The organism is Bradyrhizobium sp. Mp19 (assembly GCF_029952935.1).
GTDB classification, from domain to species: domain Bacteria; phylum Pseudomonadota; class Alphaproteobacteria; order Rhizobiales; family Xanthobacteraceae; genus Bradyrhizobium; species Bradyrhizobium elkanii.
Map to the genome: position 1 here is coordinate 1 of NZ_JASAUT010000090.1, position 22,287 is coordinate 22,287.

The 22,287-nt window shown below is 65.4% G+C and carries 21 protein-coding genes and 1 other RNA gene; 11 read left to right on the plus strand and 11 right to left on the minus strand.

What is annotated here, in order from left to right:
- The first annotated feature begins 286 nt into the window (after window positions 1–286).
- The 3 genes from dapD to dapE all read left to right on the plus strand — a co-directional run bounded on the left by dapD (window position 287) and on the right by dapE (window position 3,170).
- Window positions 287–1,132, plus strand: coding sequence for a 2,3,4,5-tetrahydropyridine-2,6-dicarboxylate N-succinyltransferase (gene dapD / locus QJT82_RS42435; protein WP_028344149.1), 846 nt, complete (start codon window positions 287–289; stop codon window positions 1,130–1,132).
- 242 nt (window positions 1,133–1,374) lie between these two features.
- Complete coding sequence (locus QJT82_RS42440; protein ID WP_028344148.1) at window positions 1,375–1,986, plus strand: DUF805 domain-containing protein; 612 nt, start codon at window positions 1,375–1,377, stop codon at window positions 1,984–1,986.
- Between the two features lie 17 nt (window positions 1,987–2,003).
- Entirely contained in the window at window positions 2,004–3,170 is a 1,167-nt protein-coding gene (gene dapE / locus QJT82_RS42445) for a succinyl-diaminopimelate desuccinylase (protein WP_028344147.1), read from the plus strand.
- Between the two features lie 254 nt (window positions 3,171–3,424).
- Here dapE and truA read toward each other — a convergent pair whose 3' ends face one another.
- From truA to def, 3 genes are all read right to left on the minus strand, one after another.
- Window positions 3,425–4,162 (minus strand): tRNA pseudouridine(38-40) synthase TruA, encoded by a 738-nt coding sequence (truA, locus tag QJT82_RS42450; RefSeq protein ID WP_028344146.1) that lies wholly within the window; start codon window positions 4,160–4,162, stop codon window positions 3,425–3,427.
- Window positions 4,162–5,097: a methionyl-tRNA formyltransferase gene (gene fmt, locus QJT82_RS42455; RefSeq protein ID WP_028344145.1), complete on the minus strand. Its 936-nt coding sequence runs from the start codon at window positions 5,095–5,097 to the stop codon at window positions 4,162–4,164. Before fmt ends, truA begins: the two co-directional genes overlap by 1 nt.
- A gap of 224 nt (window positions 5,098–5,321) precedes the next feature.
- Window positions 5,322–5,849 carry a peptide deformylase gene (gene def, locus QJT82_RS42460; protein WP_028344144.1) on the minus strand — a complete coding sequence of 176 codons (528 nt, stop codon included), beginning with the start codon at window positions 5,847–5,849 and terminating at the stop codon, window positions 5,322–5,324.
- Between the two features lie 170 nt (window positions 5,850–6,019).
- On the opposite strand from def, the gene rmuC reads away from it, so the two are divergent.
- The gene (gene rmuC, locus QJT82_RS42465; protein WP_028344143.1) at window positions 6,020–7,228 is read left to right on the plus strand and encodes a DNA recombination protein RmuC; all 1,209 of its coding nucleotides are present in this window, start codon (window positions 6,020–6,022) and stop codon (window positions 7,226–7,228) included.
- A 318-nt stretch (window positions 7,229–7,546) separates the two neighbouring features.
- Window positions 7,547–8,923 carry an MFS transporter gene (locus QJT82_RS42470; RefSeq protein WP_028344142.1) on the plus strand — a complete coding sequence of 459 codons (1,377 nt, stop codon included), beginning with the start codon at window positions 7,547–7,549 and terminating at the stop codon, window positions 8,921–8,923.
- Window positions 8,924–9,262: 339 nt separating this feature from the next.
- On the opposite strand, the gene QJT82_RS42475 is transcribed toward QJT82_RS42470, so the two are convergent.
- From QJT82_RS42475 to ffs, 5 genes are all read right to left on the minus strand, one after another.
- Complete coding sequence (locus QJT82_RS42475) at window positions 9,263–9,664, minus strand: hypothetical protein (protein ID WP_028344141.1); 402 nt, start codon at window positions 9,662–9,664, stop codon at window positions 9,263–9,265.
- 190 nt (window positions 9,665–9,854) lie between these two features.
- Entirely contained in the window at window positions 9,855–10,460 is a 606-nt protein-coding gene (gene recR / locus QJT82_RS42480) for a recombination mediator RecR (RefSeq protein WP_028344140.1), read from the minus strand.
- A complete protein-coding gene (locus QJT82_RS42485) occupies window positions 10,461–10,781 on the minus strand; it encodes a YbaB/EbfC family nucleoid-associated protein (protein ID WP_018269493.1) in 321 nt (106 codons plus the stop codon).
- A 23-nt stretch (window positions 10,782–10,804) separates the two neighbouring features.
- Complete coding sequence (locus QJT82_RS42490) at window positions 10,805–12,658, minus strand: DNA polymerase III subunit gamma/tau (RefSeq protein WP_028344139.1); 1,854 nt, start codon at window positions 12,656–12,658, stop codon at window positions 10,805–10,807.
- 112 nt (window positions 12,659–12,770) lie between these two features.
- An RNA gene (gene ffs / locus QJT82_RS42495) (signal recognition particle sRNA small type) lies at window positions 12,771–12,867 on the minus strand.
- Window positions 12,868–12,978: 111 nt separating this feature from the next.
- Here ffs and QJT82_RS42500 point away from each other — a divergent pair.
- The 6 genes from QJT82_RS42500 to QJT82_RS42525 all read left to right on the plus strand — a co-directional run bounded on the left by QJT82_RS42500 (window position 12,979) and on the right by QJT82_RS42525 (window position 17,877).
- Window positions 12,979–13,398, plus strand: coding sequence for an HIT family protein (locus QJT82_RS42500; RefSeq protein ID WP_028344138.1), 420 nt, complete (start codon window positions 12,979–12,981; stop codon window positions 13,396–13,398).
- A gap of 6 nt (window positions 13,399–13,404) precedes the next feature.
- Window positions 13,405–14,355 (plus strand): NAD(+) diphosphatase, encoded by a 951-nt coding sequence (gene nudC / locus QJT82_RS42505; RefSeq protein ID WP_028344137.1) that lies wholly within the window; start codon window positions 13,405–13,407, stop codon window positions 14,353–14,355.
- 78 nt (window positions 14,356–14,433) lie between these two features.
- On the plus strand, window positions 14,434–15,381 hold the full coding sequence (locus tag QJT82_RS42510; RefSeq protein ID WP_028344136.1) for a sugar kinase: 948 nt from the start codon (window positions 14,434–14,436) through the stop codon (window positions 15,379–15,381).
- A gap of 76 nt (window positions 15,382–15,457) precedes the next feature.
- The gene (locus QJT82_RS42515) at window positions 15,458–15,958 is read left to right on the plus strand and encodes an Lrp/AsnC family transcriptional regulator (protein ID WP_016848075.1); all 501 of its coding nucleotides are present in this window, start codon (window positions 15,458–15,460) and stop codon (window positions 15,956–15,958) included.
- A gap of 160 nt (window positions 15,959–16,118) precedes the next feature.
- A complete protein-coding gene (locus QJT82_RS42520; RefSeq protein ID WP_245288899.1) occupies window positions 16,119–16,430 on the plus strand; it encodes a hypothetical protein in 312 nt (103 codons plus the stop codon).
- Window positions 16,411–17,877, plus strand: a complete 1,467-nt coding sequence (locus QJT82_RS42525) for a methyl-accepting chemotaxis protein (RefSeq protein ID WP_028344135.1) — start codon at window positions 16,411–16,413, stop codon at window positions 17,875–17,877. Before QJT82_RS42520 ends, QJT82_RS42525 begins: the two co-directional genes overlap by 20 nt.
- A 145-nt stretch (window positions 17,878–18,022) precedes the next feature.
- Here the strand turns inward: QJT82_RS42525 and QJT82_RS42530 are convergent, their stop codons facing one another.
- The 3 genes from QJT82_RS42530 to QJT82_RS42540 all read right to left on the minus strand — a co-directional run bounded on the left by QJT82_RS42530 (window position 18,023) and on the right by QJT82_RS42540 (window position 22,047).
- Window positions 18,023–19,522: a phosphomannomutase/phosphoglucomutase gene (locus QJT82_RS42530; RefSeq protein WP_028344134.1), complete on the minus strand. Its 1,500-nt coding sequence runs from the start codon at window positions 19,520–19,522 to the stop codon at window positions 18,023–18,025.
- Between the two features lie 356 nt (window positions 19,523–19,878).
- Window positions 19,879–20,379: a TIGR02281 family clan AA aspartic protease gene (locus tag QJT82_RS42535; protein WP_035633294.1), complete on the minus strand. Its 501-nt coding sequence runs from the start codon at window positions 20,377–20,379 to the stop codon at window positions 19,879–19,881.
- 201 nt (window positions 20,380–20,580) lie between these two features.
- The gene (locus QJT82_RS42540; RefSeq protein ID WP_155258761.1) at window positions 20,581–22,047 is read right to left on the minus strand and encodes an NCS1 family nucleobase:cation symporter-1; all 1,467 of its coding nucleotides are present in this window, start codon (window positions 22,045–22,047) and stop codon (window positions 20,581–20,583) included.
- Between the last annotated feature and the right edge of the window lie 240 nt (window positions 22,048–22,287).

Here is a 22,287-nt window from a genome sequence, read left to right on the forward strand (position 1 = left end):
AGCGCCAAGGACCCAACGGCTTCCCGCCCACCCTCATCCTGACAGACTTCCAAGACACAGGGACCCATAACCACCAATCTGCGCTTGGCTACTCGCTGTGGCCCCAGCGTGCCGCAACGCTGGCATTCGTGGTTATGGGTCCCGGCTCGCGCTGCGCTTGGCCGGGACGACGGGAGGAGAGAGTCGGCTTGGCAGGAAGGAGTTTGCCTTGACTCGGCGGCCCCAAATTCCGAAAAAGCCCTGCAAAATTCCCGCCACATCCCCGATACGCCCAAGGATTGTCCTGATGTCGTTGTCCGCCCTCGAAACCACCGTCAACACCGCGTTCGACGCCCGCGAAGGCATTTCGACCTCGACCAAGGGTGAGGTCCGCGAGGCGGTCGACCACGCGCTGGAGCTGCTCGACAAGGGCGCGGCGCGCGTTGCCGAGCGCGAGACGAGCGGCAAGTGGAAGGTCAATCAGTGGCTGAAGAAGGCCGTACTGCTGTCGTTCCGCCTCAACGACATGGGCCAGATCGCGGGCGGCCCGGGCAAGGCATCGTGGTGGGACAAGGTGCCGTCGAAGTTCGAGGGCTGGGGCGAGAACCGTTTCCGCGACGCCGGCTTCCGCGCCGTGCCGGGCGCGATCGTGCGCCGCTCGGCCTTCATCGCCCGCAACGTCGTGCTGATGCCCTCCTTCGTCAATCTCGGCGCCTATGTCGATGAAGCCACCATGATCGACACCTGGTCGACGGTCGGCTCCTGCGCCCAGATCGGCAAGCGCGTGCACATCTCCGGCGGCGTCGGCATCGGCGGCGTGCTCGAGCCGCTGCAGGCCGAGCCGGTGATCGTCGAGGACGATTGCTTCATCGGCGCGCGCTCGGAGGTCGCCGAGGGCGTGATCGTGCGCAAGGGCGCGGTGCTGTCGATGGGCGTATTCCTCGGCGCCTCGACCAAGATCGTCGACCGCGAGACCGGCGAAATCTTCGTCGGCGAGGTTCCGGAATATGCCGTCGTGGTGCCCGGCACCCTGCCGGCCAAGCCGCTGAAGAACGGCCAGCCGGGACCTGCCACCGCCTGCGCTGTGATCGTCAAGCGGGTCGACGAGCGCACCCGCGCCAAGACCAGCATCAACGAGCTGCTGCGGGACTGATCGGTCTTTCGCCGCGAGATCAGTCCATCAGCGTCACCCTGAGGAGCCTGCGAAGCAGGCGTCTCGAAAGGGTCGACGGCCACCAGCGGGGCCGTGCATCCTTCGAGGCTCGCCCAGCGGCGCAATTGCGCCGCAAGGCTCGCACCTCAGGATGACGGGTCTGGACTGATCGAACCAATTTCGATCCGACGCCGACATATCTCCGGGCCGCGAAGAATTGCCGCAGCCCGGAGTTTATTTTCATGGACTGGGCCAATTACCTGTTCGGCTTCAAGGGCCGCGTCAACCGGGCCAAATTCTGGCTCGCAGGCCTGATCATCGTCTGCTGGATGATGTTCCTGGCTTTGCTGGCGGTCTCGGCCGGCCTTGGCGGCAAGAACGGGTTCAGCTTCAATGTCGACGACATCTTCCGGGCCTTCGACCCAGACAGCTACAAGTCGCTGAGCTGGGCCGGATTGCCGGCATTGCTGGTCAAGGCCTGCGGAACGTTCTTGTTCGTTTGGGTCTATGTCGCTGTCTCGATCAAGCGACTGCACGACCGCGACAGGAGCGGCTGGTGGATGGTCCCGTTCTTCGCGATCCCGGGTCTCATGAGCCAGTTCTCGGACCGGCTCCCCGATGAATCCTATTGGGTGGTGGCCGCGGGAACGATCGTCTTCGTGCTCTATGTCTGGGGCTTCATCGAGCTCGCCTTTCTGCCCGGCACGCGCTACCCCAATCGCTATGGCCCCAATCCGCTTGGAAAAACCCATGTGCGGCAAGGCCGCGACAGCGGGTCGCGCTCCGCGCACGGCTGGGATCAGCAGAGCGAGCTCGATACCGTGCCGCACAAAGCTGGTCCACCCGCCGTGTGACGTGTTAAGCGAGGCGCATGAGTGATGCCGTCTCGATTACCCGCGATCTCGTTCGTTGTCCCTCCGTCACCCCGGCCGACGCCGGCGCGCTTGGCGTTCTCGAAAACCTGCTGAAAACCGCAGGCTTCGAGGTCCACCGCGTGACCTTCTCCGAGCCCGGCACCGCCGATATCGACAACCTCTATGCGCGCATCGGCTCTTCGGCGCCGCATATCACCTTCGCCGGCCACACCGACGTGGTGCCGCCCGGCGATGAAGCGGCGTGGACGCTTGGCGCGTTCTCCGGCGAGGTAAAGGACGGCTATCTCTACGGCCGCGGCGCCGTCGACATGAAGGGCGGCATCGCCTGCAGCGTCGCCGCGGTGCTGCAATATCTCGGCGACCATGGCGGCAAGCCACAAGAGAATGGCAACGGCTCGATCTCCTTCCTGATCACCGGCGACGAGGAAGACGTCTCGATCAACGGCACCGTCAAGCTGTTGAAATGGTGCGCCGAGCGTGGCGAGAAATTCGATCATTGCGTGCTCGGCGAGCCCTCGAATGTCGAAGTGCTGGGCGACATGATCAAGATCGGCCGGCGCGGCTCGCAATCCGGCACGCTGGTCGTCGACGGCGTGCAGGGCCATGTCGCCTATCCGCACCGCGCCTCCAATCCGGTGCCCGATATCTCGCGGCTGATCGTGGCGCTGAGCGACGAGCCGCTCGATCTCGGCAGCGCGCAGTTCCAGGCCAGCAACCTCGAATTCACCACGGTCGATGTCGGCAACACCGCAAGCAACGTGATCCCCGGCCAGGCGCGGGCAAAATTCAACATCCGCTACAACGACAACCACACCCAGGAGAGCCTGCGCCAGCTGGTCGACGAACGGCTGGTGAAAGCCTGCGGCAACCGCATTCGCGCCCACATCGATTGGCAACCGTCGAACTCGAACGTGTTCGTCACCCAGCCCGGCCCGTTCACCGACCTCGCGGTCGCCGCGATCGAGGAGGTCACCGGCCGCAGGCCGGAGCTGTCGACCTCCGGCGGCACCTCGGATGCGCGGTTCATCTCGAGCTATTGCCCGGTGATCGAATTCGGCCTGGTCGGCCAGACCATGCACCAGGTCGATGAGCGCACGCCGGTGGCCGATCTGGAGAAGCTGACGCGGATCTATCGGGGCGTGCTGGACAGGTATTTCGGGTAGGCCAGCCGGCCGGCTGGACAAAAACAGCGAAAACAACCCCATGCACAGTAGGGATTGGGGCTACGAGCCATCCACCCGCACCAGATACAGCGTGGTATTTCGGGTAGGCTCACATCCGTAGGATGGGTAGAGCGCAGCGAAACCCATCGTGGGCGCCGCGGATTCGAAGTGATGGGTTTCGCGGTGTTTATCATCGGGCCGCGCGTTGCGCGGACCCGTTGGCTCTACCCATCCTACGAGATCATTCACACCACCTAGTAGTCCACCCGCATCAGATAGAGCCCGTCCGGCGGCGCCACGGGGCCGCAGGCGGCGCGGTTGCGGGCGGCGAGCGCACCCGCGAGGTCGTCGGCGCTCCAGCGGCCTTCGCCGACCCAGACCAGCGAGCCCACCATCGAGCGGACCTGGCTGTGCAGGAACGAGCGCGCCGACGTCACGATGTTGACGGCGGCACCGTCACGGGTGACGTCGAGCTGATCGAGCGTCTTCTCCGGCGACTTGGCCTGGCACTCGGTGTCGCGGAAGGTGGTGAAATCATGCTTGCCGAGCAGGCGCTGCGCGGCGTTATGCATCGCGTCAGCATCGAGCGCGCGCGGCACGCGCCAGACCCGACCGATGTCGAGCGCGAGGTTCGCGCGCGTGTTGGTGATGCGATAGAGATAGTGCCGCTTGGTCGCGGAGAACCGCGCCTCGAAATCGTCCGGCACGATGTCGGCCGCGAGCACGCCGATCGGATTGGGCCGCAGATGCGCGTTCAGCCCGTCGCGAAAGCGGCCGGGCGGAAAGTGCTTGGCGATGTCGCAATGCGCGACCTGGCCGCGCGCATGCACGCCGGCATCGGTACGCCCTGCGCCATGGACGCGCACGTCCTCGCCGCAGATCGCCTTGACCGCCGCCTCCAGCGCGCCCTGCACGGTCGGCGCAGTGTCCTGGATCTGCCAGCCGGAGAACGGCGTGCCGTCATATTCGATGGTGAGCTTGTAGCGGGGCATCAGCTAAGCCGCGCAGGCGGCTTCAACGGCGTGCCGCGCAGAAAGTCCGCTGCCTTCATCGGCGCCTTGCCGGCGCGCTGCAGTTCGAGGATCCGGATCGCACCGTCGCCGCAGGCGATCGCGAAATTGTCGTCAAGCACATCGCCCGGTTCGCCCGAACCCTTGGCGAGTTCGCAGCGCAGGATTTTCAGCCGCACCGGCTCGCTTTCGCCCGCGAGCTCGCACCAGGCGCCGGGAAATGGCGAAAGCCCGTGAATGTGCCGCAGCACCGCATGCGCCGGCAGCTTCCAGTCGATCCGCGCCTCGGCCTTCTCGATCTTGGCGGCGTAGGTGACGCCGTCCTCGCTCTGCTTCGTCAGCTGCAATCCGCCGCGCTGCAGGCCGCCCATCGCGCGCACCATCAGATCGGCGCCGAGCGGCGCCAGCGCGTCGTGCAGGTCGGACGCCGTCATGCTGTCCGTGATCGGCAGCCGCTCGGCCATCGCGACGTCGCCGGTGTCGAGGCCGACATCCATCTTCATCACCATCACGCCGCTCTCGGCATCGCCCGCCATGATGGCGCGGTTGATCGGTGCGGCGCCGCGCCAGCGCGGCAACAGCGAGGCATGCAGGTTGAAGCAGCCGAGCTTCGGCGCGTCGAGAATAGCCTGCGGCAGGATCATGCCATAGGCGACGACGACGGCGGCATCCGCGTCACGCGCACGAAACTCCTCGAGCGCTTCCGGTGTCTTGAGGGTCTTCGGCGTCAGCACGGGAATGCCGAGGCGGCGCGCCTCCTGCTCGACCGGCGTCGGCTGCAGCTGCAAGCCACGCCGCCCGCCCGGCTTCGGCGCGCGGGTATAGACCGCCACGACCTCATGGCCGTGGGCCACCAGCTCCAGCAGCGTCGGCACCGCGAAATCGGGCGTGCCCATGAAGATCAGGCGGAGAGGCATGACGAGAACTCGGTCTGTTCCTTCCCTTGCGGGGAGAGGAATCGCATATGAAGCGCGCGGGTCTTTCCGCGAATTCGGTTGGCCTCTCCCGCTTGCGGGGGAGGCCGGATCGCATCGAAGATGCGATCCGGGTGGGGGCTATCTCAGCGATACGACTCGTGGCAAGACCCCCACCCCAGCTCTCCCCCGCAAGCGGGAGAGGGAGTCGAGTGCCGATGGCGATCCTACTCCGCCGCGCGCTTGGCGGCCTTCTCGAATTTCTTGAAGACGCGGTCGCGCTTCAGTTTCGACAGATAATCCACGAACAGCACGCCGTTGAGATGATCGATTTCGTGCTGGATGCAGGTGGCGTAGAGCCCCTCCGCATCCTCCTCATGCACCTTGCCGTCGAGATCGGTGAATCGCAGGCGCACCCGCGCCGGGCGCTCGACCTCCTCGTAATATTCGGGGATCGACAGGCAGCCCTCTTCGTACACCGACAGCTCTTCCGAACGCGCAATGATCTCCGGATTGATGAAGACGCGCGGCTTCGCCATGGTCTCGCCGTTCTCGTCGCGCTTGGCGAGGTCCATGGTGATCAGCCGCAGCGGCTGCGCGACCTGGATCGCCGCGAGCCCAATGCCAGGCGCGTCATACATGGTCTCGAGCATGTCGTCGGCCAGCTTGCGGATCTCCGGCGTCACCTTCTCGATCGGTTTCGACACCAGCCGCAACTGCTTGTCCGGCAGGATGATAATTTCTCTTAATGCCATGGCGGCGATTTAAGCTGCTGACTTCATGGGGTCAATGCGCTCAGGAACCCGTTAGGACAACCTTAACCACGTTTCTTCACCCCGCATTAACCCGGAAAATCAGGGATGCATTTCCCATAAACGTTCCCTCTTCGTTCGCGCCCGGCCGCGAATCGGCTACAACTGCCGGCATGAACGAGATTCTCCTGACGATTGGCGACCTTCCGGTCCGTGTCTCCGACGCATTGATCGGCCTTGGGGCGCTGGCGCTGATCCTGCTGCTCGCCATTGCGGTGGTGATCGCACGCGCCAGCCGGCGCGGCGCGGAACTCGCGATGGCCCAGGCCATCCGCGCCGACGAGCTGGAGGAGCGGCTCGCCGACATGCTGCGGGCCCAGAGCGAATCCTCCGGCCGGGTCGACGCGATGGCGCAGGCGCTGGCAGGCCGCCAGGCGGAGATGGCCCGGGCCGTCAACGAGCGGCTCGATTCGGTGACCCACCGGGTCGGCCAGTCGATGGAGCAATCGACCCGCAACACGATGGATTCGCTGCGCGTGCTGCACGAGCGGCTCGGCATCATCGACCACGCGCACAAGAACCTCAACGAGCTCACCACCCAGGTGACGACGCTGCGCGACGTGCTCGCCAACAAGCAATCCCGCGGCGCGTTCGGCCAGGCGCGGATGGAGGCGATCGTCCAGGACGGCATGCCGAAGGGCTCGTTCGAGTTCCAGTACACGCTGACGTCGGGCAAGCGGCCGGACTGTGTCGTGTTCCTGCCCGACCAGCGCCCGCTCTGCATCGACGCGAAATTCCCGCTCGAGGCCATGACCGCGCTGCACGATGCGCGCAGCGACGAGGAGCGCAAATTCGCCAGCCAGCGGCTGCGTGCCGACGTGCTGAAGCATGTCAGCGACATCGCGGAGAAGTACCTGATCCCGGGCGAGACCCAGGACACCGCGCTGATGTTCGTGCCGTCGGAATCGGTCTATGCCGAGATCCATGACGGCTTCGACGACGTGATCCAGAAGGCCTATCGCGCCCGCGTCGTGCTGGTGTCGCCGTCGCTGTTGATGCTGGCGATTCAGGTGATGCAGCAGATCCTGAAGGACGCCCGCATCCGCGACGCCGCCGACCAGATCCGCAACGAGGTGATGCATCTCGGCGACGACCTCGGCCGCCTGCGCGATCGCGTGCTGAAGCTGCAGACCCATTTCGGCCAGGTGAACGAGGACGTCAGGCAGATCCTGATCTCCGCCGACAAGATCGAGAAACGCGCCGGCCGCATCGAGGAACTCGACTTCAGCAAGTCCGAGACCCCGATCGAGGTCCCCCGCTTCGTCAAGCCCAGCACGTCCGACCTGTTCCCCGCCCCGCGCAAACTGCAGGCGGGGGAGTAAGCACCAGCTGCGCAACAAACTTAGTGTCATCGCCCGGTTTGACCGTCGCCCGATCAAGCCAAGCGATGGCAGCGTGGGTGGAACAAGGTTGTCTCCACATGTCGTCCCTGCGGAAGCAGGGACCCATACGCCGCGGCTTTCGTTGTTGCGGAGGCTCGTTGTTCCGACATCGCCCACCAACCACCATTCGTGGTTATGGGTCCCTGCTTTCGCAGGGACGACACCAAATTTGATGTGGCATCCCCGCCAAGCTTTTGGTGTCATCACCCGCCGGGCGAGGACAGTCTTTTTGCGGCCGAATCTGGTAACACCTCATCTATGACAGCCCCTGAAGCGACGTCGGACGCGTCCGCAAAGCCGGAGCCAAAGCCCGCCGCCACCTCCTGGCGCGACAGTTTTGCGGTGTACCTGCAGCCGCGGGTGCTGATCGTGCTGCTGCTGGGCTTCTCCTCGGGGCTGCCGCTGGCGCTGTCGGGCTCGACGCTGCAGGTCTGGATGAAGGAGGCCGGGGTCGATCTCGGCACCATCGGGCTGCTGGCGCTGATCGGCACGCCCTACACGCTGAAGTTCCTCTGGGCGCCGCTGGTCGACGCGCTGCACGTGCCGCTGTTCACGCAGATGTTCGGCCGCCGCCGCGGCTGGCTGCTGTTCGCGCAGCTGCTCTTGATCGCGGCGATCCTGGTGCTGGCGATGGCCGATCCGGCGCGATCGCCATGGTTCGCGGCCTTCGCCGCACTGCTGGTCGCAACCGCCTCGTCGACGCAGGACATCGTGGTCGATGCCTTCCGCGTCGAAAGCCTGCCTGAAAGCGAGCAGGCCGCCGGGATGGCGTCCTATGTCGCGGCCTACCGCGTCGGCATGCTGGTCTCGACCGCCGGCGCGCTGTTCATCGTCAGCGGCTTCGAGTCCGCCGGACTGGTCCGCACGTCGGCGTGGATGTGGGGCTATGTGGTGATGGCCGCGCTGGTCGTGATCGGCATCGTCACCGCGCTTGCCGCGACCGAGCCGGCCCAATCGAAGGGCGCGGAGGCGGCCACGCACGCGCAGAATGCGGCCGAACGCGTGCTGCACGCCGCGCTCGGCGCGTTCTCCGAGTTCCTCAGCCGCAAGGACGCCTTCGCCGCGCTCGCCTTTGTGGTGCTGTTCAAGTTCACCGACGCATTCTCGGGCACCATGACCGCGCCGTTCGTGATCGACATCGGCTTCTCCAAGGTCGATTACGCCGCGATCGTGAAGGGCGTCGGCCTTGCCGCAACCCTGATCGGCGGCTTTGCCGGCGGCTTCGTGGCGCGGCGCTATTCGCTGGCGACCAGCCTCTGGATCGGCGGCGTGCTGCAGGCGGTCGCCAACCTCTCGTTCTCCTGGCTTGCGCATGTCGGCGTCGACCAATGGGCGCTCGCGCTTGCGATCACGGCGGAGAATTTCACCAGCGCGATCGGCACCGTGATCTTCGTCGCCTATTTGTCGGCGCTGTGCCGCAATCCGCTGCACACCGCGACCCAGTACGCGCTGCTGACGGCGCTTGCGGCGGTCGGCCGCACCTATCTGTCGTCGGGCGCGGGCTATGTGGCCAAAGCCGTCGGCTGGCAGATGTTCTTCGTGATCTGCGTGCTGGTCGCGATCCCGAGCCTGATCCTGCTGGCCTGGCTGCAGCGGCGCGGGCATTTCGACGAGTTGGGGCCGGTCAGGGTTTAGCCCAGCCGCCGTAGCCCGGATGGAGCGAAGCGCAATCCGGGAGACCTCTCCACTGGAGCGACTATCCCGGATTTCGCTTCGCTCCATCCGGGCTACGGGCTCTGGTGTATGATCCGGTATTCCAGAGGCGTCGTGATTCAGCGGAGAAGCCGCGGCACCGCTCTCCCCGCGCGTCGTCCTGGCGAAAGCCAGGACCCATTACCCCAAATGCGAATAGTTGCGCGATGTCGGGGCCACGATCCATCCGACAAGCAAGGCCGGTGGTTATGGGTCCTGGCTTTCGCCAGGACGACGATGCGGATGGCATCCGGGCGATGACACCGGAGTTGGGGTACGACCCTACTTCGCCACCACGCTCCACTTGGTGACGATGGCTTCGCTCATCTCGCCGGCATCCTTGGCGCAGGCGACCTCGTCGACCTTGACCGAGATTTCCTTGCCGGAGAGGCTTTTGAGCTGCGCTGCCTGGGTATCGTTGGTTGGAACGAGCTGGAAGGTTTCCGGCCCGGTCTCGAGATTGCACAGACCGTTCGGCGGCGGCAGGCGGCGCGGTTCGCTGGTGATCTGGTAGGTCGCGACGCGCTTGCCGCGGTTCTTGGCATCGCGCACCTTCATGACGCCGAGTTCGCCCGACAGCACGTCGCCGGCGTGGATCATCTTGCCGGGCTTCTGCAGCGCGTCGGCCTGCTGTGCGATGGCGCAAGGCGCGGCGAATGTTGCCGCCAGAAGCGCAAAGCCCAAACGTACGCCGAACAAGCGTACGCCGAATCGGTGTGCCGTCATTGTCAGTGGTTCCGTATCTTGATTCGTCAGAGCGTGAATGACCGTCCCCGAATCGGCATCCACCCTACCATTTTGTATCGGTGCGATCTTTTCGGATTGTAACCGATCGCTTGGCGCCCGACGCCGCGCTCGGCGCCGGCATCGCGCGCTAGAACAGCGTCCGCTGCCGCATGGCTGCAGATAGCGTACCTTCATCGAGGTAATCAAGCTCTCCGCCGACCGGCACGCCATGCGCCAGCCGCGTCACCCGCACATTGGCCTCCGACAACAGGTCGGTGATGTAATGCGCGGTGGTCTGGCCGTCGACGGTCGCATTGAGCGCCAGGATGATCTCGCTGACCTCCGCCGCATGCGCGCGCGCCACCAGCTGGTCGATGGTGAGATCCTGCGGACCGACGCCGTCGAGCGGCGACAGCGTTGCGCCGAGCACGTGATAGCGGCCATTGGTCGCATTGGCGCGTTCCAGCGCCCAGAGATCGGCGACGTCGGCGACCACGACGATGATCGAGGGATCGCGGCGCGGATCGGTGCACACCGTGCAGGGGTTTTGTGTATCGATGTTTCCGCAGGTCTTGCAGACCTGGATCTTGTCGATCGCGACCTGCAGCGCCGCGGTCAGCGGCGTCATCAGGGCTTCGCGCTTCTTGATCAGATGCAGCGCCGCGCGCCGCGCCGAACGCGGCCCGAGCCCGGGCAGCCGCGCCAGCAACTGGATCAGGCGTTCAATCTCGGGGCCGGCAACGCTTGCAGCCATTTAAGTCGGACCAAATCCCGGCGGCAGGCCGAGCCCGCCGGTGAGCGCCATCATCTTCTCCTGCATCGCGGTCTCGGCCTTGCGGCGGGCATCGCCATGCGCGGTGACCAGGAGATCCTCGAGCACCTCGCGTTCCTCCGGCTTCATCAGCGACGGATCGATCTTGATGCCCTTCACTTCCATCTTCGCGGTCATGCGCACCGCGACCAGGCCGCCGCCGGAGATGCCTTCGACCTCGACATTGCCGAGTTGTTCCTGCATCTCCTGCATCTTGGATTGCAGCTGCGCTGCCTGCTTCATCATGCCGAGAAAATCAGCCATGCGTGCGTTCCTATCGCCAAATATCAATCGTCGTCGCTGTCGGAAGTTTCAATCGGGTCTTCGCCTGACGCATCCGACACCGGAACCTCGGCGGCAAGGCGGCGGACCTCGACCACCTTGGTGCCAGGGAAGCGCGCCAGCACCTCCTGCACGCGCGGATCGGCTTCCGCAGTGCGCTGATGCTCGCTGCGCGCCAATTCGTTCTGCGAACGGACGGTCGGCTGGCCGGCCTCGTTGGAGATGATCACGGTCCAGCGCCGCCCGGTCCATAGTTCGAGCTTGCGCGACAGGTCGGTGACGAGCGCGCGCTGCGCCTTCGGCTCGAGGGCGATCTCGAGCTGGCCGTCCTCGATGCGCACCAGCCGCACGTCGGCCTCCAGCGCACTCTTCATCATGATGTCGCGCTTCTCGCCGGCGAGCGCGATCAGCTGCGGAAAGCTTGATATCCGCAGCGCCGGCGCGGCATCGGCAGCCGGCGCTGCCATCTGCGGACGCGCGGCGAAATCGGCGCGCGTCGCGGCCTGCGGCGCGCGCACCGGCGCGGATGACATCGCAGGCATTGCCGAGGATGGTGTGCCGCGCGACGGTTGCGAGGCGGCGGAGCTAGATGTCGCCGGCGCAGCGCCGCCGCCATTCTGCTCGATCATCCGGATCGCCTCGTCCGGCGTCGGCAGATCGGCGACATAGGCGATCCGCACCAGCACCATCTCGGCGGCGGCGGCCGGGCGCGTCGCGGTCTGCACCTCGGCGATACCCTTGAGCAGCATCTGCCACATCCGCGACAGCACCCGCATCGACAGTTTGGCGGCGAATTCACGCGCCCGCACCCGCTCGGTCTCGCCGAACGCGACATTGTCTGCCGTCCCCGGCACGACCTTCACGCGGGTGACGAAATTGACGAACTCGGCAAGGTCGGACAGCACCACGACCGGATCGGCGCCGACGTCATATTGCGCGCGGAATTCGGCGAAGGCTGAGGCGAGATCGCCGCGCGCCAGCGAATCGAACAGGTCGATCACACGGGTGCGGTCAGCGAGGCCGAGCATCTGCCTGACCGCGTCGGCCTTCACATTGCCCGCGGCATGCGCGATCGCCTGGTCGAACAGCGACAGCGAGTCGCGCACCGATCCCTCGGCCGCGCGCGCGATGATGCCGAGCGCCTCGGGCTCGACCTCGACGCCTTCCTTGGTCGCGATATTGCCGAGATGCTTCATCAGCACGTCGGCTTCGACGCGGCGCAGGTCGAAGCGCTGGCAGCGCGACAGCACCGTGATCGGAACCTTGCGGATTTCGGTGGTGGCGAACACGAACTTGGCGTGCTCCGGCGGCTCCTCCAGCGTCTTCAGGAAGGCGTTGAACGCCGCCGTCGACAGCATGTGGACTTCGTCGATGATGTAGACCTTGTAGCGCGCGCTCGCCGGCGCGTAGCGCACGCTGTCATTGATCTGGCGGACATCGTCGACGCCGGTGTGGGAGGCGGCGTCCATCTCCAGCACGTCCATGTGCCGGCTTTCCATGATCGCCTGGCAGTGGATGCCGAGATCGGGCATGTGGATGGTCGGCCCGTTCACCGAGCCGTCCGGCTTGGCGTAGTTCAGCGCGCGGGCGAGGATGCGCGCGGTGGTGGTCTTGCCGACCCCGCGGACGCCGGTCAGGATCCAGGCCTGCGGAATCCGCCCGGTCTCGAACGCGTTCGAGACGGTGCGCACCATGGCCTCCTGGCCGATCAAATCCTCGAAGCTGGAGGGGCGGTATTTGCGGGCGAGAACGCGGTAGGGCTTGGCGGCGTCCGGCGCGGCGCCGAGATCGAAACCGCCGTCAAGGCTTGCTTTGCCTGCGCCATCGGACGGTTGGGAGGGGTCGCCAGCGTCATTCATGCATCGATCCGCAACTTGGGAATTGTCTCTTCAGCCGGCGTGCGGATAGGAGCCGAAATCGAGCGCCGGGCGCGGAGACCGCCGTTCCAGCGCGATTCGCTCGGAAAAACAGGTAGGAGACTGACGAGCGACCCGATCCGGACCTCGTTAGGGCTGCTTCCTTCCGGACCTGACCCGGTTGGCGAGTGGCTCGTCCACCGCCAATCTCCCGGTCCCTATTTGGGGCCAAAACCGCCGGAAAGCAAGCGGCCTGACCCGGCTTTGTAAGGCTGGCTTTGTGGGGCTTGTCTGGGAACACGGAAAGGCATTATTTGCCCGTCATGCCCGCCTCCAATTGGTCGCTGCATTCGCAGCTCAAGAAAGACACCATCGACATCGGCGACCTGCCGCTGTGCAAGGTGCTCGTCATCAAGGATGCGCATTATCCGTGGCTGCTGCTGGTGCCGCGGCGCGACGGCGCGGTCGAGATCATCGACCTCGACGAGGTCGCGCAGGCGCAGCTGATGACGGAAATCACCCGCGTCTCGCGGGCCCTGAAAGAGGTCACCAAGTGCGACAAGCTGAATGTCGCCGCGCTCGGCAACCTCGTCCCGCAACTCCACGTCCACGTCATCGCGCGCCGCACCAGCGACGCTGCATGGCCGCGTCCCGTTTGGGGCGTGATGCCGCCGCTGGCGCATGACGCCGAGGAAGTGCAAAATTTCATCAGCGCGCTTCGCCGCAAGATCTGGTTGGGTTGAGATTCAATGTCTGCATTCGATTCATTTCCGCTCGGCCAGCCGGCCTTTGTCACCCATGTGCTGGACCGCGCCGCGCATCTGCGCACCAATGACGAGAAGCTGTTCGCGCTGGAAGGCCACCGCGAAGCCAGAGCCTATGTGATCTATCGCGACTCGCTGGTCGTGAAGCAGGAGGATGGCGGGGCCCGCGCACTGCTCTCGCTGGAGGAAGCCCGCAGCTACGGCGCCAATCCCGGCACAATTTTCTTAGGGCTGCGCGACGCCGCGCCGATCTTCGGCATGGGGATCGCGCCGCAGGCCGCCGAGAAGCTGGTCGGACGCGCCGACGTCGCGATCACCGAATTGCGCGGCATGGCGATGCAGGGCGTGGTGCCGCCCGAGCAGCTCTCGGCCATCGCGATGGCGAAATCGATGGTGACCTGGCATCAGCGCCACGGCTTCTGTGCGAACTGCGGCACCCGCACGGCGATGAAGGACGGCGGCTGGAAGCGCGAATGCCCGAGCTGCAAGGCCGAGCACTTTCCGCGCACCGACCCGGTCGTGATCATGCTGGTCACGTACGGCGACAAGGTGCTGCTGGGACGGCAGAAGCAGTTCATGCCCGGCATGTATTCCTGCCTCGCCGGGTTCGTGGAAGCCGCCGAGACCATCGAGGACGCCGTGCGACGCGAGATTTTCGAGGAGTCCGGCATCCGCTGCACCGACGTCAATTACTACATGACGCAGCCCTGGCCCTATCCATCATCGCTGATGATCGGCTGCACCGCGCGCGCGACCAACGAGGACATCGTGGTCGACCGCACCGAGCTGGAGGATGCGCGCTGGTTCGACCATGCCGAGGCGGCGCTGATGCTGAAGCGCCAGCATCCCGACGGGCTCGCCGGCCCGCATCCGTTCGCGATTGCCCATCATCTGCTCGGCCGCTGGGTGCACCACCAAAACCCGTTGGACAAATAGCGGGAACCGGACATCGTTCTGCCGATTAAAGCTGGACACAGTTCTAGCAGTAACGGAACCATTGCGACGGATCCCCGCATGAATTTTCAGAACGGCGCCCCGAAAGTCCCGCCCCGTATCCTCTGCATCGGCCTGCCGGTGCGCGACCTGACCTTTCGCGTCAGCGTCCCGGCGCGCGGCTCCAAGGAGAACGCGACCCATTTCGACGAGATCTGCGGCGGCAATGCGCTGAACGCCGCGATCGGCATCGTCCGGCTGGGCGGCCGCGCTTCGATCTGCGGACCGATGGGCGATTCGCAGGAGACCTCGAGCCGCTACATCTTCGACAAGCTCGCCCAGGAAGGCATCGAGACCAATCATCTGATCCACATGCCGAACCTGGTCACCCCGATCTCGGCAATCATGATCGACGACAGCGGCGAGCGCACCATCGTCACCTTCCGCGATCCGGAGCTCTGGAAGGTCAAGCTGCCGCCGACCGAGCTCTTGCTGGAGGATTGCGCGGCGATCCTGACCGAGAGCCGCTGCGCGCCGTTCTGCACCGAGCTTTGCGCCGAGGCGGTCAAACGCGGCATTCCGGTGGTGGTCGACGTCGACCGCGCGATGTCGATGCGGGAGGGGCTGCTCACCGCCTCCTCCCATCTGGTGTTTTCCAGCGAGCCGCTGCAGGAGACCGCCGACGTCACCGACGACGGCCAGGCGCTGCACAAGCTCGCCAAGCTCACCCCCTCCTTCCTGGCCGGCACCCGCGGCCCTCAGGGCACGATCTGGCTCAACGAGAAGGGCGGGCTCGAGGAGACCCCGGCCTTCCCGGTCCATACCGTCGACACGCTCGGGGCCGGCGACGTCTTCCACGGGGCGTTCGCCCTCGCCATCACCGAGAAACAGCCGCTGCGGGACGCGCTCCGCTTCGCCTCGGCTGCTGCAGCACTGAAATGCACCCGCTTCGGGGGTGCTTATGCCGCACCGCAACGCGCTGAAGTTGAAGAGTTTTTGGGTCAGCACGCCGACGCCAAGCCGGCCTGAGCCGTCACGAATCGCTTGATTTGGAAGATTCTTCTCTATATGAGGGATATTGAACCTTCATATGGAACTTTCTTCTATGACCGATGTCGCCATTCAGCTTCATGACAACAGCCGCCGCCTCGACGCGATCGATCGCAAGATTCTGACCGTGTTGCAGGAGGATGCGTCGCTCTCCGTCGCCGAGATCGGCGACCGGGTCGGACTGTCGTCGACGCCGTGCTGGAAGCGCATCCAGCGGCTCGAGGCCGACGGCGTGATCCTGCGCCGCGTGGCGCTGGTCGACCAGAACAAGATCGGCCTCGGGATTTCCGTGTTCGTCTCGGTCGAGAGCGCCGACCATTCGGAAGCCTGGCTGCGCAAATTCGCCGACGCCGTCAGCGCCATGCCCGAGGTGATGGAGTTCTACCGGATGGCCGGCGACGTCGACTACATGCTGCGCGTCGTGGTCGCGGACATGCAGGCCTACGACGTGTTCTACAAGAAGCTGATCAGTGCCGTGCCACTGAAGAACGTCACCTCGCGCTTCGCGATGGAGAAGATCAAGTCGGTGACGGCGCTGCCGGTGCCCGCGGCGTAAGCGCCGCCGCACATCCCGCACGAGACGTCGATACGCTCCCAGGTAGTTCGTCTGTCCGGCATTTACCTGAAGTTAGCGCCGGCAGCGGTATCCTGCTGCGATGGAGCCGGGGGAGATCATCCCAGCGAAACGACCGCCTGCCTGGCTGGGCGCGGCTGCATTGCTGCTTGCGAGCTGGATCGCGGTCGCAGTGCCGTCGCTAAAGGTGCGGGCGGGCAGCGACGTGGTGGCCGTGGCCTTTCCGCCATGGTGGCGCGCCGAGCGCGCGCTGATGGCCGCCGCGTCCGCTGATGCGTCGATCGTTCGGATGACCGCGATCCCGGCCCTGCTGGTGGTGCGGCCTGATCGCGATGGCGGGCTGCGCCGGCTGTACGAGGCCGGCGCCTTGCTGACCATGGATCCGCAGGCGATCGCCGGCTGCTTCACGGCGGATGACGATCTGGGGGCTGGGGATGACCTTCGAAGGCGATGAGATGGCCGCCCTGCGCGAGACGGCCAGCAAGATCCTGCTCGTGGTGCTCTGGCTGCACGTTCCGATCGCAGTCATCGTCGGCATGACGCTGCACACCGACTGGCTGATGCCGGCCGGCTTTATGGTCGCGATGGCGCTGGCTGCGACATTGTCGTGGCGCGTCTCGGGGAACGGCGTTTCAACGCGCCTGATCGTTGCCGTGGCCCTGATGGCCGGCGTGTCGATGCTGGTCTACCAGTTTGCGGGCCACCGCTGGCAGGTCGACATGCACATGTATTTCTTCGCCGCGCTGGCGTGCCTGGTCGCCTATTGCGACTATCGGCCGATCGTCGCCGGCACTGCGGCGGTTGCCCTGCATCACCTGACGCTGAATTTCATCCTGCCGGCCGCGATCTATCCCGGCGGCGCCGATTTCGGTCGCGTCGTTCTCCACGCCGTGATCCTGCTGATCGAGGCCGGCGTGCTGATCTGGCTCGCGCACACGCTTGCCGAACTGTTCGAGAGAGCGGCGCAAAAGGCGGCGGAGGCCGAGGCCGCCGGTGCCGCCGAAGCGCGCGCCAACGCCGAACGGATCGAGGCCGAACAGGCCAAGCGCGACCGCGATGCCGCGCGGCGCGAGCTCGCCGCCGGCTTCGAGCGCAAGATCGGCGAGGTCGTCGAGGCCGTCGCGGTGGCGGCGAGCGCGATGCAGGGCCTGTCGACGACGATGAACGGCAGCAACGCCGAAACCATTCGCCAGGCCACCGCCGCCGCCTCCGCATCGACGCTGGCGTCGAGCAATGTGGAAACCGTCGCGTCCGCGACCGAGGAGCTGACGGCCTCGATCAACAGCATCGCCGAGCAGGTGACGCGCTCGGCGCGGATCGCCGCCAAGGCCGCCGACGAGGCACGCCGCACCAACAGCGTCGTCGAAGGCCTTGCCGCCGGCACGCAGAAGATCGGCGAGGTGGTGACGTTGATCCAGAGCATCGCCAGCCAGACCAATCTGCTCGCCCTGAACGCAACCATCGAAGCGGCGCGTGCCGGCGAGCATGGCCGCGGATTCGCCGTGGTCGCGAGCGAGGTCAAGGCACTGGCCAACCAGACCGCCAAGGCGACCGAGGAGATTTCGGCCCAGATCCAGGGCATCCAGAGCGCGACGGGTGCTGCCGTCAGCGCGATCGGGACCATCGGGACCACGATCGCGGAAATCGACCAGGTCTCGGGCGAGATCGCGGCCGCCGTCGATCAGCAGGGCGCGGCGACCCGCGAGATCTCCAGCAATTTGCAGCAGGCCGCCGATCGCACGCGGGACGTCAACAAGGGTATCCTCAACGTCAACCGCGCCTCCGAACAGGCCGGCAGCGCGACAGCACAGCTGCTCGATGCGGCCAACGGCCTGTCGTCGCAATCGGAATGGCTGAAGACCGAGCTCGACCGCTTCCTGGCCTCCCTGCGGGCAGCGTGAGCACCACCTCCTGAGCTGTCATCGCCCGGCTTGACCGGGCGATCCAGTACGCCGCGGCCTCTCGGCTCAATCACGATCGTCTCTGGAATACTGGATCACCCGCTTTCGCGGGCGATGACACCATTCTTCGCGGCGAGCACCGAGCTCAGATCTTCTGATTGTACTCGCCGACCTCGGGATGCGTGCGCAGCACGGCATCCATCGCCTCGAACATGTCGTGCATGCGCCGCTCGCTGACCGGGCTTTCCACCACGACCACGAGCTCCGGCTTGTTCGAGGACGCGCGCACCAGGCCCCAGCTGCCGTCCTCGACCGTGACGCGCACGCCGTTGACGGTGACGAGGTCGCGGATGTTCTGGCCCGCGACCTTCCCGCCCTGCTGCTGCAACGCCTCGAAGTGCTTCACGACGGCGTCGACGACGCCGTACTTCGCCTCGTCGGCGCAATGCGGCGACATGGTCGGCGACGACCAGGTCTTCGGCAGCGCGTCCTTGAGGTCAGCCATCGACTTGCCGGGCGCGCGGTCGAGCATTTCGCAGATCGCGATCGCCGATACCAGGCCATCGTCATAACCGCGACCGAACGGCTTGTTGAAGAAGAAGTGGCCGGACTTCTCGAAGCCGGCGAGCGCGCCAAGCTCATTGGTGCGGCGCTTCATGTAGGAATGCCCGGTTTTCCAGTAGACCGTCTTCGCGCCCTGCTTCTGCAACACCGGGTCGGTCACGAACAGCCCGGTCGACTTCACGTCGACGACGAACTGCGCATTCGCATTGATCGCCGACATGTCGCGCGCCAGCATGACGCCGACCTTGTCGGCAAATATCTCCTCGCCGGTGTTGTCGACCACGCCGCAGCGGTCGCCGTCGCCATCGAAGCCGAGGCCGACATCGGCCTTGTGCGCCAGCACCGCATCGCGGATCGCGTGCAGCATCTCCATGTCTTCCGGATTCGGATTGTATTTCGGGAAGGTGTGATCGAGCTCGGTGTCGAGTGGGATCACATCGCAACCGATCGCCTCCAGCACCTGCGGCGCGAACGCGCCCGCGGTGCCGTTGCCGCAGGCCGCGACGACCTTCAGCCTGCGCTTCAGCTTCGGCCGGCTGGTGAGGTCGGCGATGTAGCGCGCCGGATAATTCTCGTGGAATTGATAGGAGCCGCCGGCCTTGTTGTTGAATTCGGCGTTGAGCACGATTGCCTTCAGCCGCGACATCTCGTCGGGACCGAAGGTGAGCGGACGGTTGGCGCCCATCTTGACGCCGGTCCAGCCATTGTCGTTGTGCGAGGCGGTGACCATCGCGACGCAGGGCACGTCGAGGTCGAACTGCGCGAAGTAGGCCATCGGCGTCACCGCGAGCCCGATGTCATGCACCTTGCAGCCCGCCGCCATCAGGCCCGAGATCAGCGCGTATTTGATCGAGGCGGAATAGCCGCGGAAATCGTGGCCGGTGACGATCTCTTGGCGAACGCCGAGCTCCGCGATCAGCGCGCCGAGCCCCATGCCCAGCGCCTGCACGCCCATCAGGTTGATTTCCTTGTTGAACAGCCAGCGCGCGTCGTATTCGCGAAACCCGGTCGGCTTCACCATCGGCTCGGATTCGAAGGCATAGGTGTTCGGGACCAGCGCGGATTTCGGCTTCGGAAACATGGGTCGGCCTTATGGTCGTATGCAGAAAGACATCGTCGCAGCCTTTAGCGAATGCGCGGGCCGGGCGAAAGCAGAGACTGGGGCTGGTGACCAACAATTACGGCAGAAATGGCGGCAACTATCCCGCGAGTTGAACGCCGGATCGCGCCGGCCTTCCCAGCATTACGGTGACAGATTCGAGCCCGCGATCTCCGCAATCGTCGTCCCGGCGAAGGCCGGGACCCATACGCCGCAGCGGGTGTTGGGTTCGGGACCCGTCGTTCCGGCGTTGCTCACCAAAGACGGTCTGTGGTTATGGGTCCCGGCCTTCGCCGGGACGACAGCGAGTGTGTCGCACGCTATCCCGTGAGGATGACTTATTGCTCCAGCAACAATTTGCCGTTGGCGTATTCGAAGCGCTTCAGCTTCGACAGGAAGGACAGGCCGAGCAGGTTTTCCGACAGCGCCTCGTCCGGCAGCACCAGGGCGTCGACGTCGCGCACGGTCAGACCGCCGATCTCGATCATGGCGATGCGGGCGCGTGCGGCCTTGATGGTGCCGTTCGCAGTGGTGACGCGCGAGGTGTAATCGCCCGGCACCGGACGCAGGCCGAAGCGGGCGGCCGAGGTCTCGTTCAGGGCAACCACCGAGGCGCCGGTGTCGACCATGAAGTTGATGCGCTGGCCGTCGATCCGGCCATCGGTCGCGAAATGACCGCGCGGATCGGGCGCAATGCTGAACGTGCGGGCGCTGGCCTGCGCCGCCGTGACGGCGGGGGCGGTGGTCTGCCTTGTGGTGGTCGCGGCGGCTGGCGACATCTTGCTGGCCATCTGAGCCATGAAGGTGCCTAGCCCGATCAGGATGGCCGCGAAAATCATCAGGTTACGCATGACACCATACTCGGAAAACCGAACACGCAATTTCACCACGCCGCCCGCCGCGCCGCGAGCGAGGGCGGCGGCACGAGCCTGCCATTTTGGCCAAAAGGATGAGCGAAGCGTTAATGTGAGCCCAGAGAAGCGGCCGAATGACATCGGCCGCCTGCCCGGGCAGCAATTTGCCGGCCTTCAGGCCGTCTTTCAGGCCGTCCTGGCAACCGGGCTCGGCATCGCAACGCGCAGCGCGTAATAGACCGCGCCGGCGATGCCGACACCGAAGAACCAGCCATAGACCGCCCACCACGTCGGCAGGATCGAGGTGAAGTTCGGCAGCACCGACGAGAACAGCGCGCCGATGCCGGCGGCGATCAGCGCGCTGACGTTCCAGCCGTTCTGGAAGCGATATTCGCCGTTCTCCTGATACAGCGCCGGCACATTCACGCGACCTTTGGCGATCAAATAGTAATCGACCATCATGATCCCGAAGATCGGCCCCATCGTCGCGCCGATCAGCCCGACGAACGAGGCGGCGCTGCCCTCCCAGGGCGCGAACGGATACAGCGCCAGCGCGATCAGCGCTGCGATATAGCCGCCCTTCTTGAAGTCGATATGCCGCGGAAACACGTTGGAGAAATCGAACGCCGGCGAGACGAAATTGGCGACGACGTTGATGCCGAGCGTCGCCACCGCGAAGGTGACCGCCGCGAGCAGCGCCAGGAACCAGCTGTCGAACTTCGCCGAGATCTGGTCGGGATGCAGCAGCACCTCGTGATAGACGTTGAACGCTGCGATCGTGGTGACGCCGGCAACCAGCGAGAACAGGATCAGATTGACCGGCAGGCCCCAGATATTGCCCTTGCGCAGCGCTTTCACGTCGGGCGCATAGCGTGAGAAGTCGCAGAAGTTGAGATAGAGCGCGGCGAAATAGGTGATCCATGTGGCGGCGACGGCGCAGAGCGCCGGGAAAGAGCCGGGCACGCCAGGCACACCGGCTTCCTTGGTCTTCTCCAGCAGCACGTCCTGCGGGATCGGCGCGGTGAGCGAGATGCCGCCGGCCGCGATGCAGAGATAGATCGCAAGGATCAGCATCATCAGCCACACCGCAGGTCCCGCCCAGTCCTGGAAGCGCCGCACCGTTTCCATGCCGCGCTGGATGATCAGCAGTTGCAGCGCCCAGATCACGACGAAGCAGATCACCTCGAGCGTGGAATGGCCGAGCATATGGCTGGACTGGTGGAACGCCTTGAAGCTGTCGATGCGCGTCAGTAGCGCGACGATCGCACCCGAGGCCGCCGCGGTCTGCGCCCCGTACCAGAAGCAGGCGACGACGGCGCGGACCAGCGCCGGAATGTTGGCGCCCCAGACCCCGAACGAGGCGCGCGCCAGCACCGGATAGGGCACGCCGGTCTTCACGCCGGCATTGCCGATCAGGCTCATCAGCACGAAGATCACCAGCGAGCCGACGCCGATCGCGAGGATGAAGTTGACGAAGCTGCCGCAGAGCAGGAACAGGCTGGCGGCGAGATAATAGCCCCAGAGGCTGTGGACGTCAGAGGTCCAGACGTTGAAGATGCTGAAGGCGCCCCAGTTGCGTTCCCTGGCCGGCGCCAGGTCTTCGTTATACAGCGACGGCGATGCGTTCTTGATCTCCAGGTTCTTGAAGTCCATGCCGGCCTCCCCAAGTGCGAGCCCGTGATCCCATCCCAGCGCGCAAATCTAACCACCGTTTGCGAGCGCTCGCCAGCGCAACCGATCAAGCATAATCGGGAAAACGGAGACCGGCGCCCTTAAGCGCATGATGAAGTTAGGTTGAGCTTGCGACCGCAAAGATGCTGCGCTCCCTCTCCCGCTTGCGAGGGCTTTGCGCAATCGGGCGTGCGCGGGTGGAGGCCAGTGTCAGGCATTTTT

Coding starts and splice junctions, on each gene's coding strand:
- def (WP_028344144.1), bottom strand. CDS start 5,849: ATGGCATTAAGAGAAATTATCATCCTGCCGGACAAGCAGTTGCGGCTG.
- QJT82_RS42490 (WP_028344139.1), bottom strand. CDS start 12,658: ATGAATGACGCTGGCGACCCCTCCCAACCGTCCGATGGCGCAGGCAAA.
- truA (WP_028344146.1), bottom strand. CDS start 4,162: ATGCCCCGCTACAAGCTCACCATCGAATATGACGGCACGCCGTTCTCC.
- dapE (WP_028344147.1), top strand. CDS start 2,004: ATGAGTGATGCCGTCTCGATTACCCGCGATCTCGTTCGTTGTCCCTCC.
- nudC (WP_028344137.1), top strand. CDS start 13,405: ATGTCTGCATTCGATTCATTTCCGCTCGGCCAGCCGGCCTTTGTCACC.
- QJT82_RS42535 (WP_035633294.1), bottom strand. CDS start 20,379: ATGATTTTCGCGGCCATCCTGATCGGGCTAGGCACCTTCATGGCTCAG.
- QJT82_RS42485 (WP_018269493.1), bottom strand. CDS start 10,781: ATGGCTGATTTTCTCGGCATGATGAAGCAGGCAGCGCAGCTGCAATCC.
- recR (WP_028344140.1), bottom strand. CDS start 10,460: ATGGCTGCAAGCGTTGCCGGCCCCGAGATTGAACGCCTGATCCAGTTG.
- QJT82_RS42530 (WP_028344134.1), bottom strand. CDS start 19,522: ATGTTTCCGAAGCCGAAATCCGCGCTGGTCCCGAACACCTATGCCTTC.
- dapD (WP_028344149.1), top strand. CDS start 287: ATGTCGTTGTCCGCCCTCGAAACCACCGTCAACACCGCGTTCGACGCC.
- QJT82_RS42525 (WP_028344135.1), top strand. CDS start 16,411: ATGACCTTCGAAGGCGATGAGATGGCCGCCCTGCGCGAGACGGCCAGC.
- QJT82_RS42540 (WP_155258761.1), bottom strand. CDS start 22,047: ATGGACTTCAAGAACCTGGAGATCAAGAACGCATCGCCGTCGCTGTAT.
- QJT82_RS42500 (WP_028344138.1), top strand. CDS start 12,979: ATGCCCGCCTCCAATTGGTCGCTGCATTCGCAGCTCAAGAAAGACACC.
- rmuC (WP_028344143.1), top strand. CDS start 6,020: ATGAACGAGATTCTCCTGACGATTGGCGACCTTCCGGTCCGTGTCTCC.
- QJT82_RS42440 (WP_028344148.1), top strand. CDS start 1,375: ATGGACTGGGCCAATTACCTGTTCGGCTTCAAGGGCCGCGTCAACCGG.
- QJT82_RS42510 (WP_028344136.1), top strand. CDS start 14,434: ATGAATTTTCAGAACGGCGCCCCGAAAGTCCCGCCCCGTATCCTCTGC.
- QJT82_RS42470 (WP_028344142.1), top strand. CDS start 7,547: ATGACAGCCCCTGAAGCGACGTCGGACGCGTCCGCAAAGCCGGAGCCA.
- fmt (WP_028344145.1), bottom strand. CDS start 5,097: ATGCCTCTCCGCCTGATCTTCATGGGCACGCCCGATTTCGCGGTGCCG.
- QJT82_RS42515 (WP_016848075.1), top strand. CDS start 15,458: ATGACCGATGTCGCCATTCAGCTTCATGACAACAGCCGCCGCCTCGAC.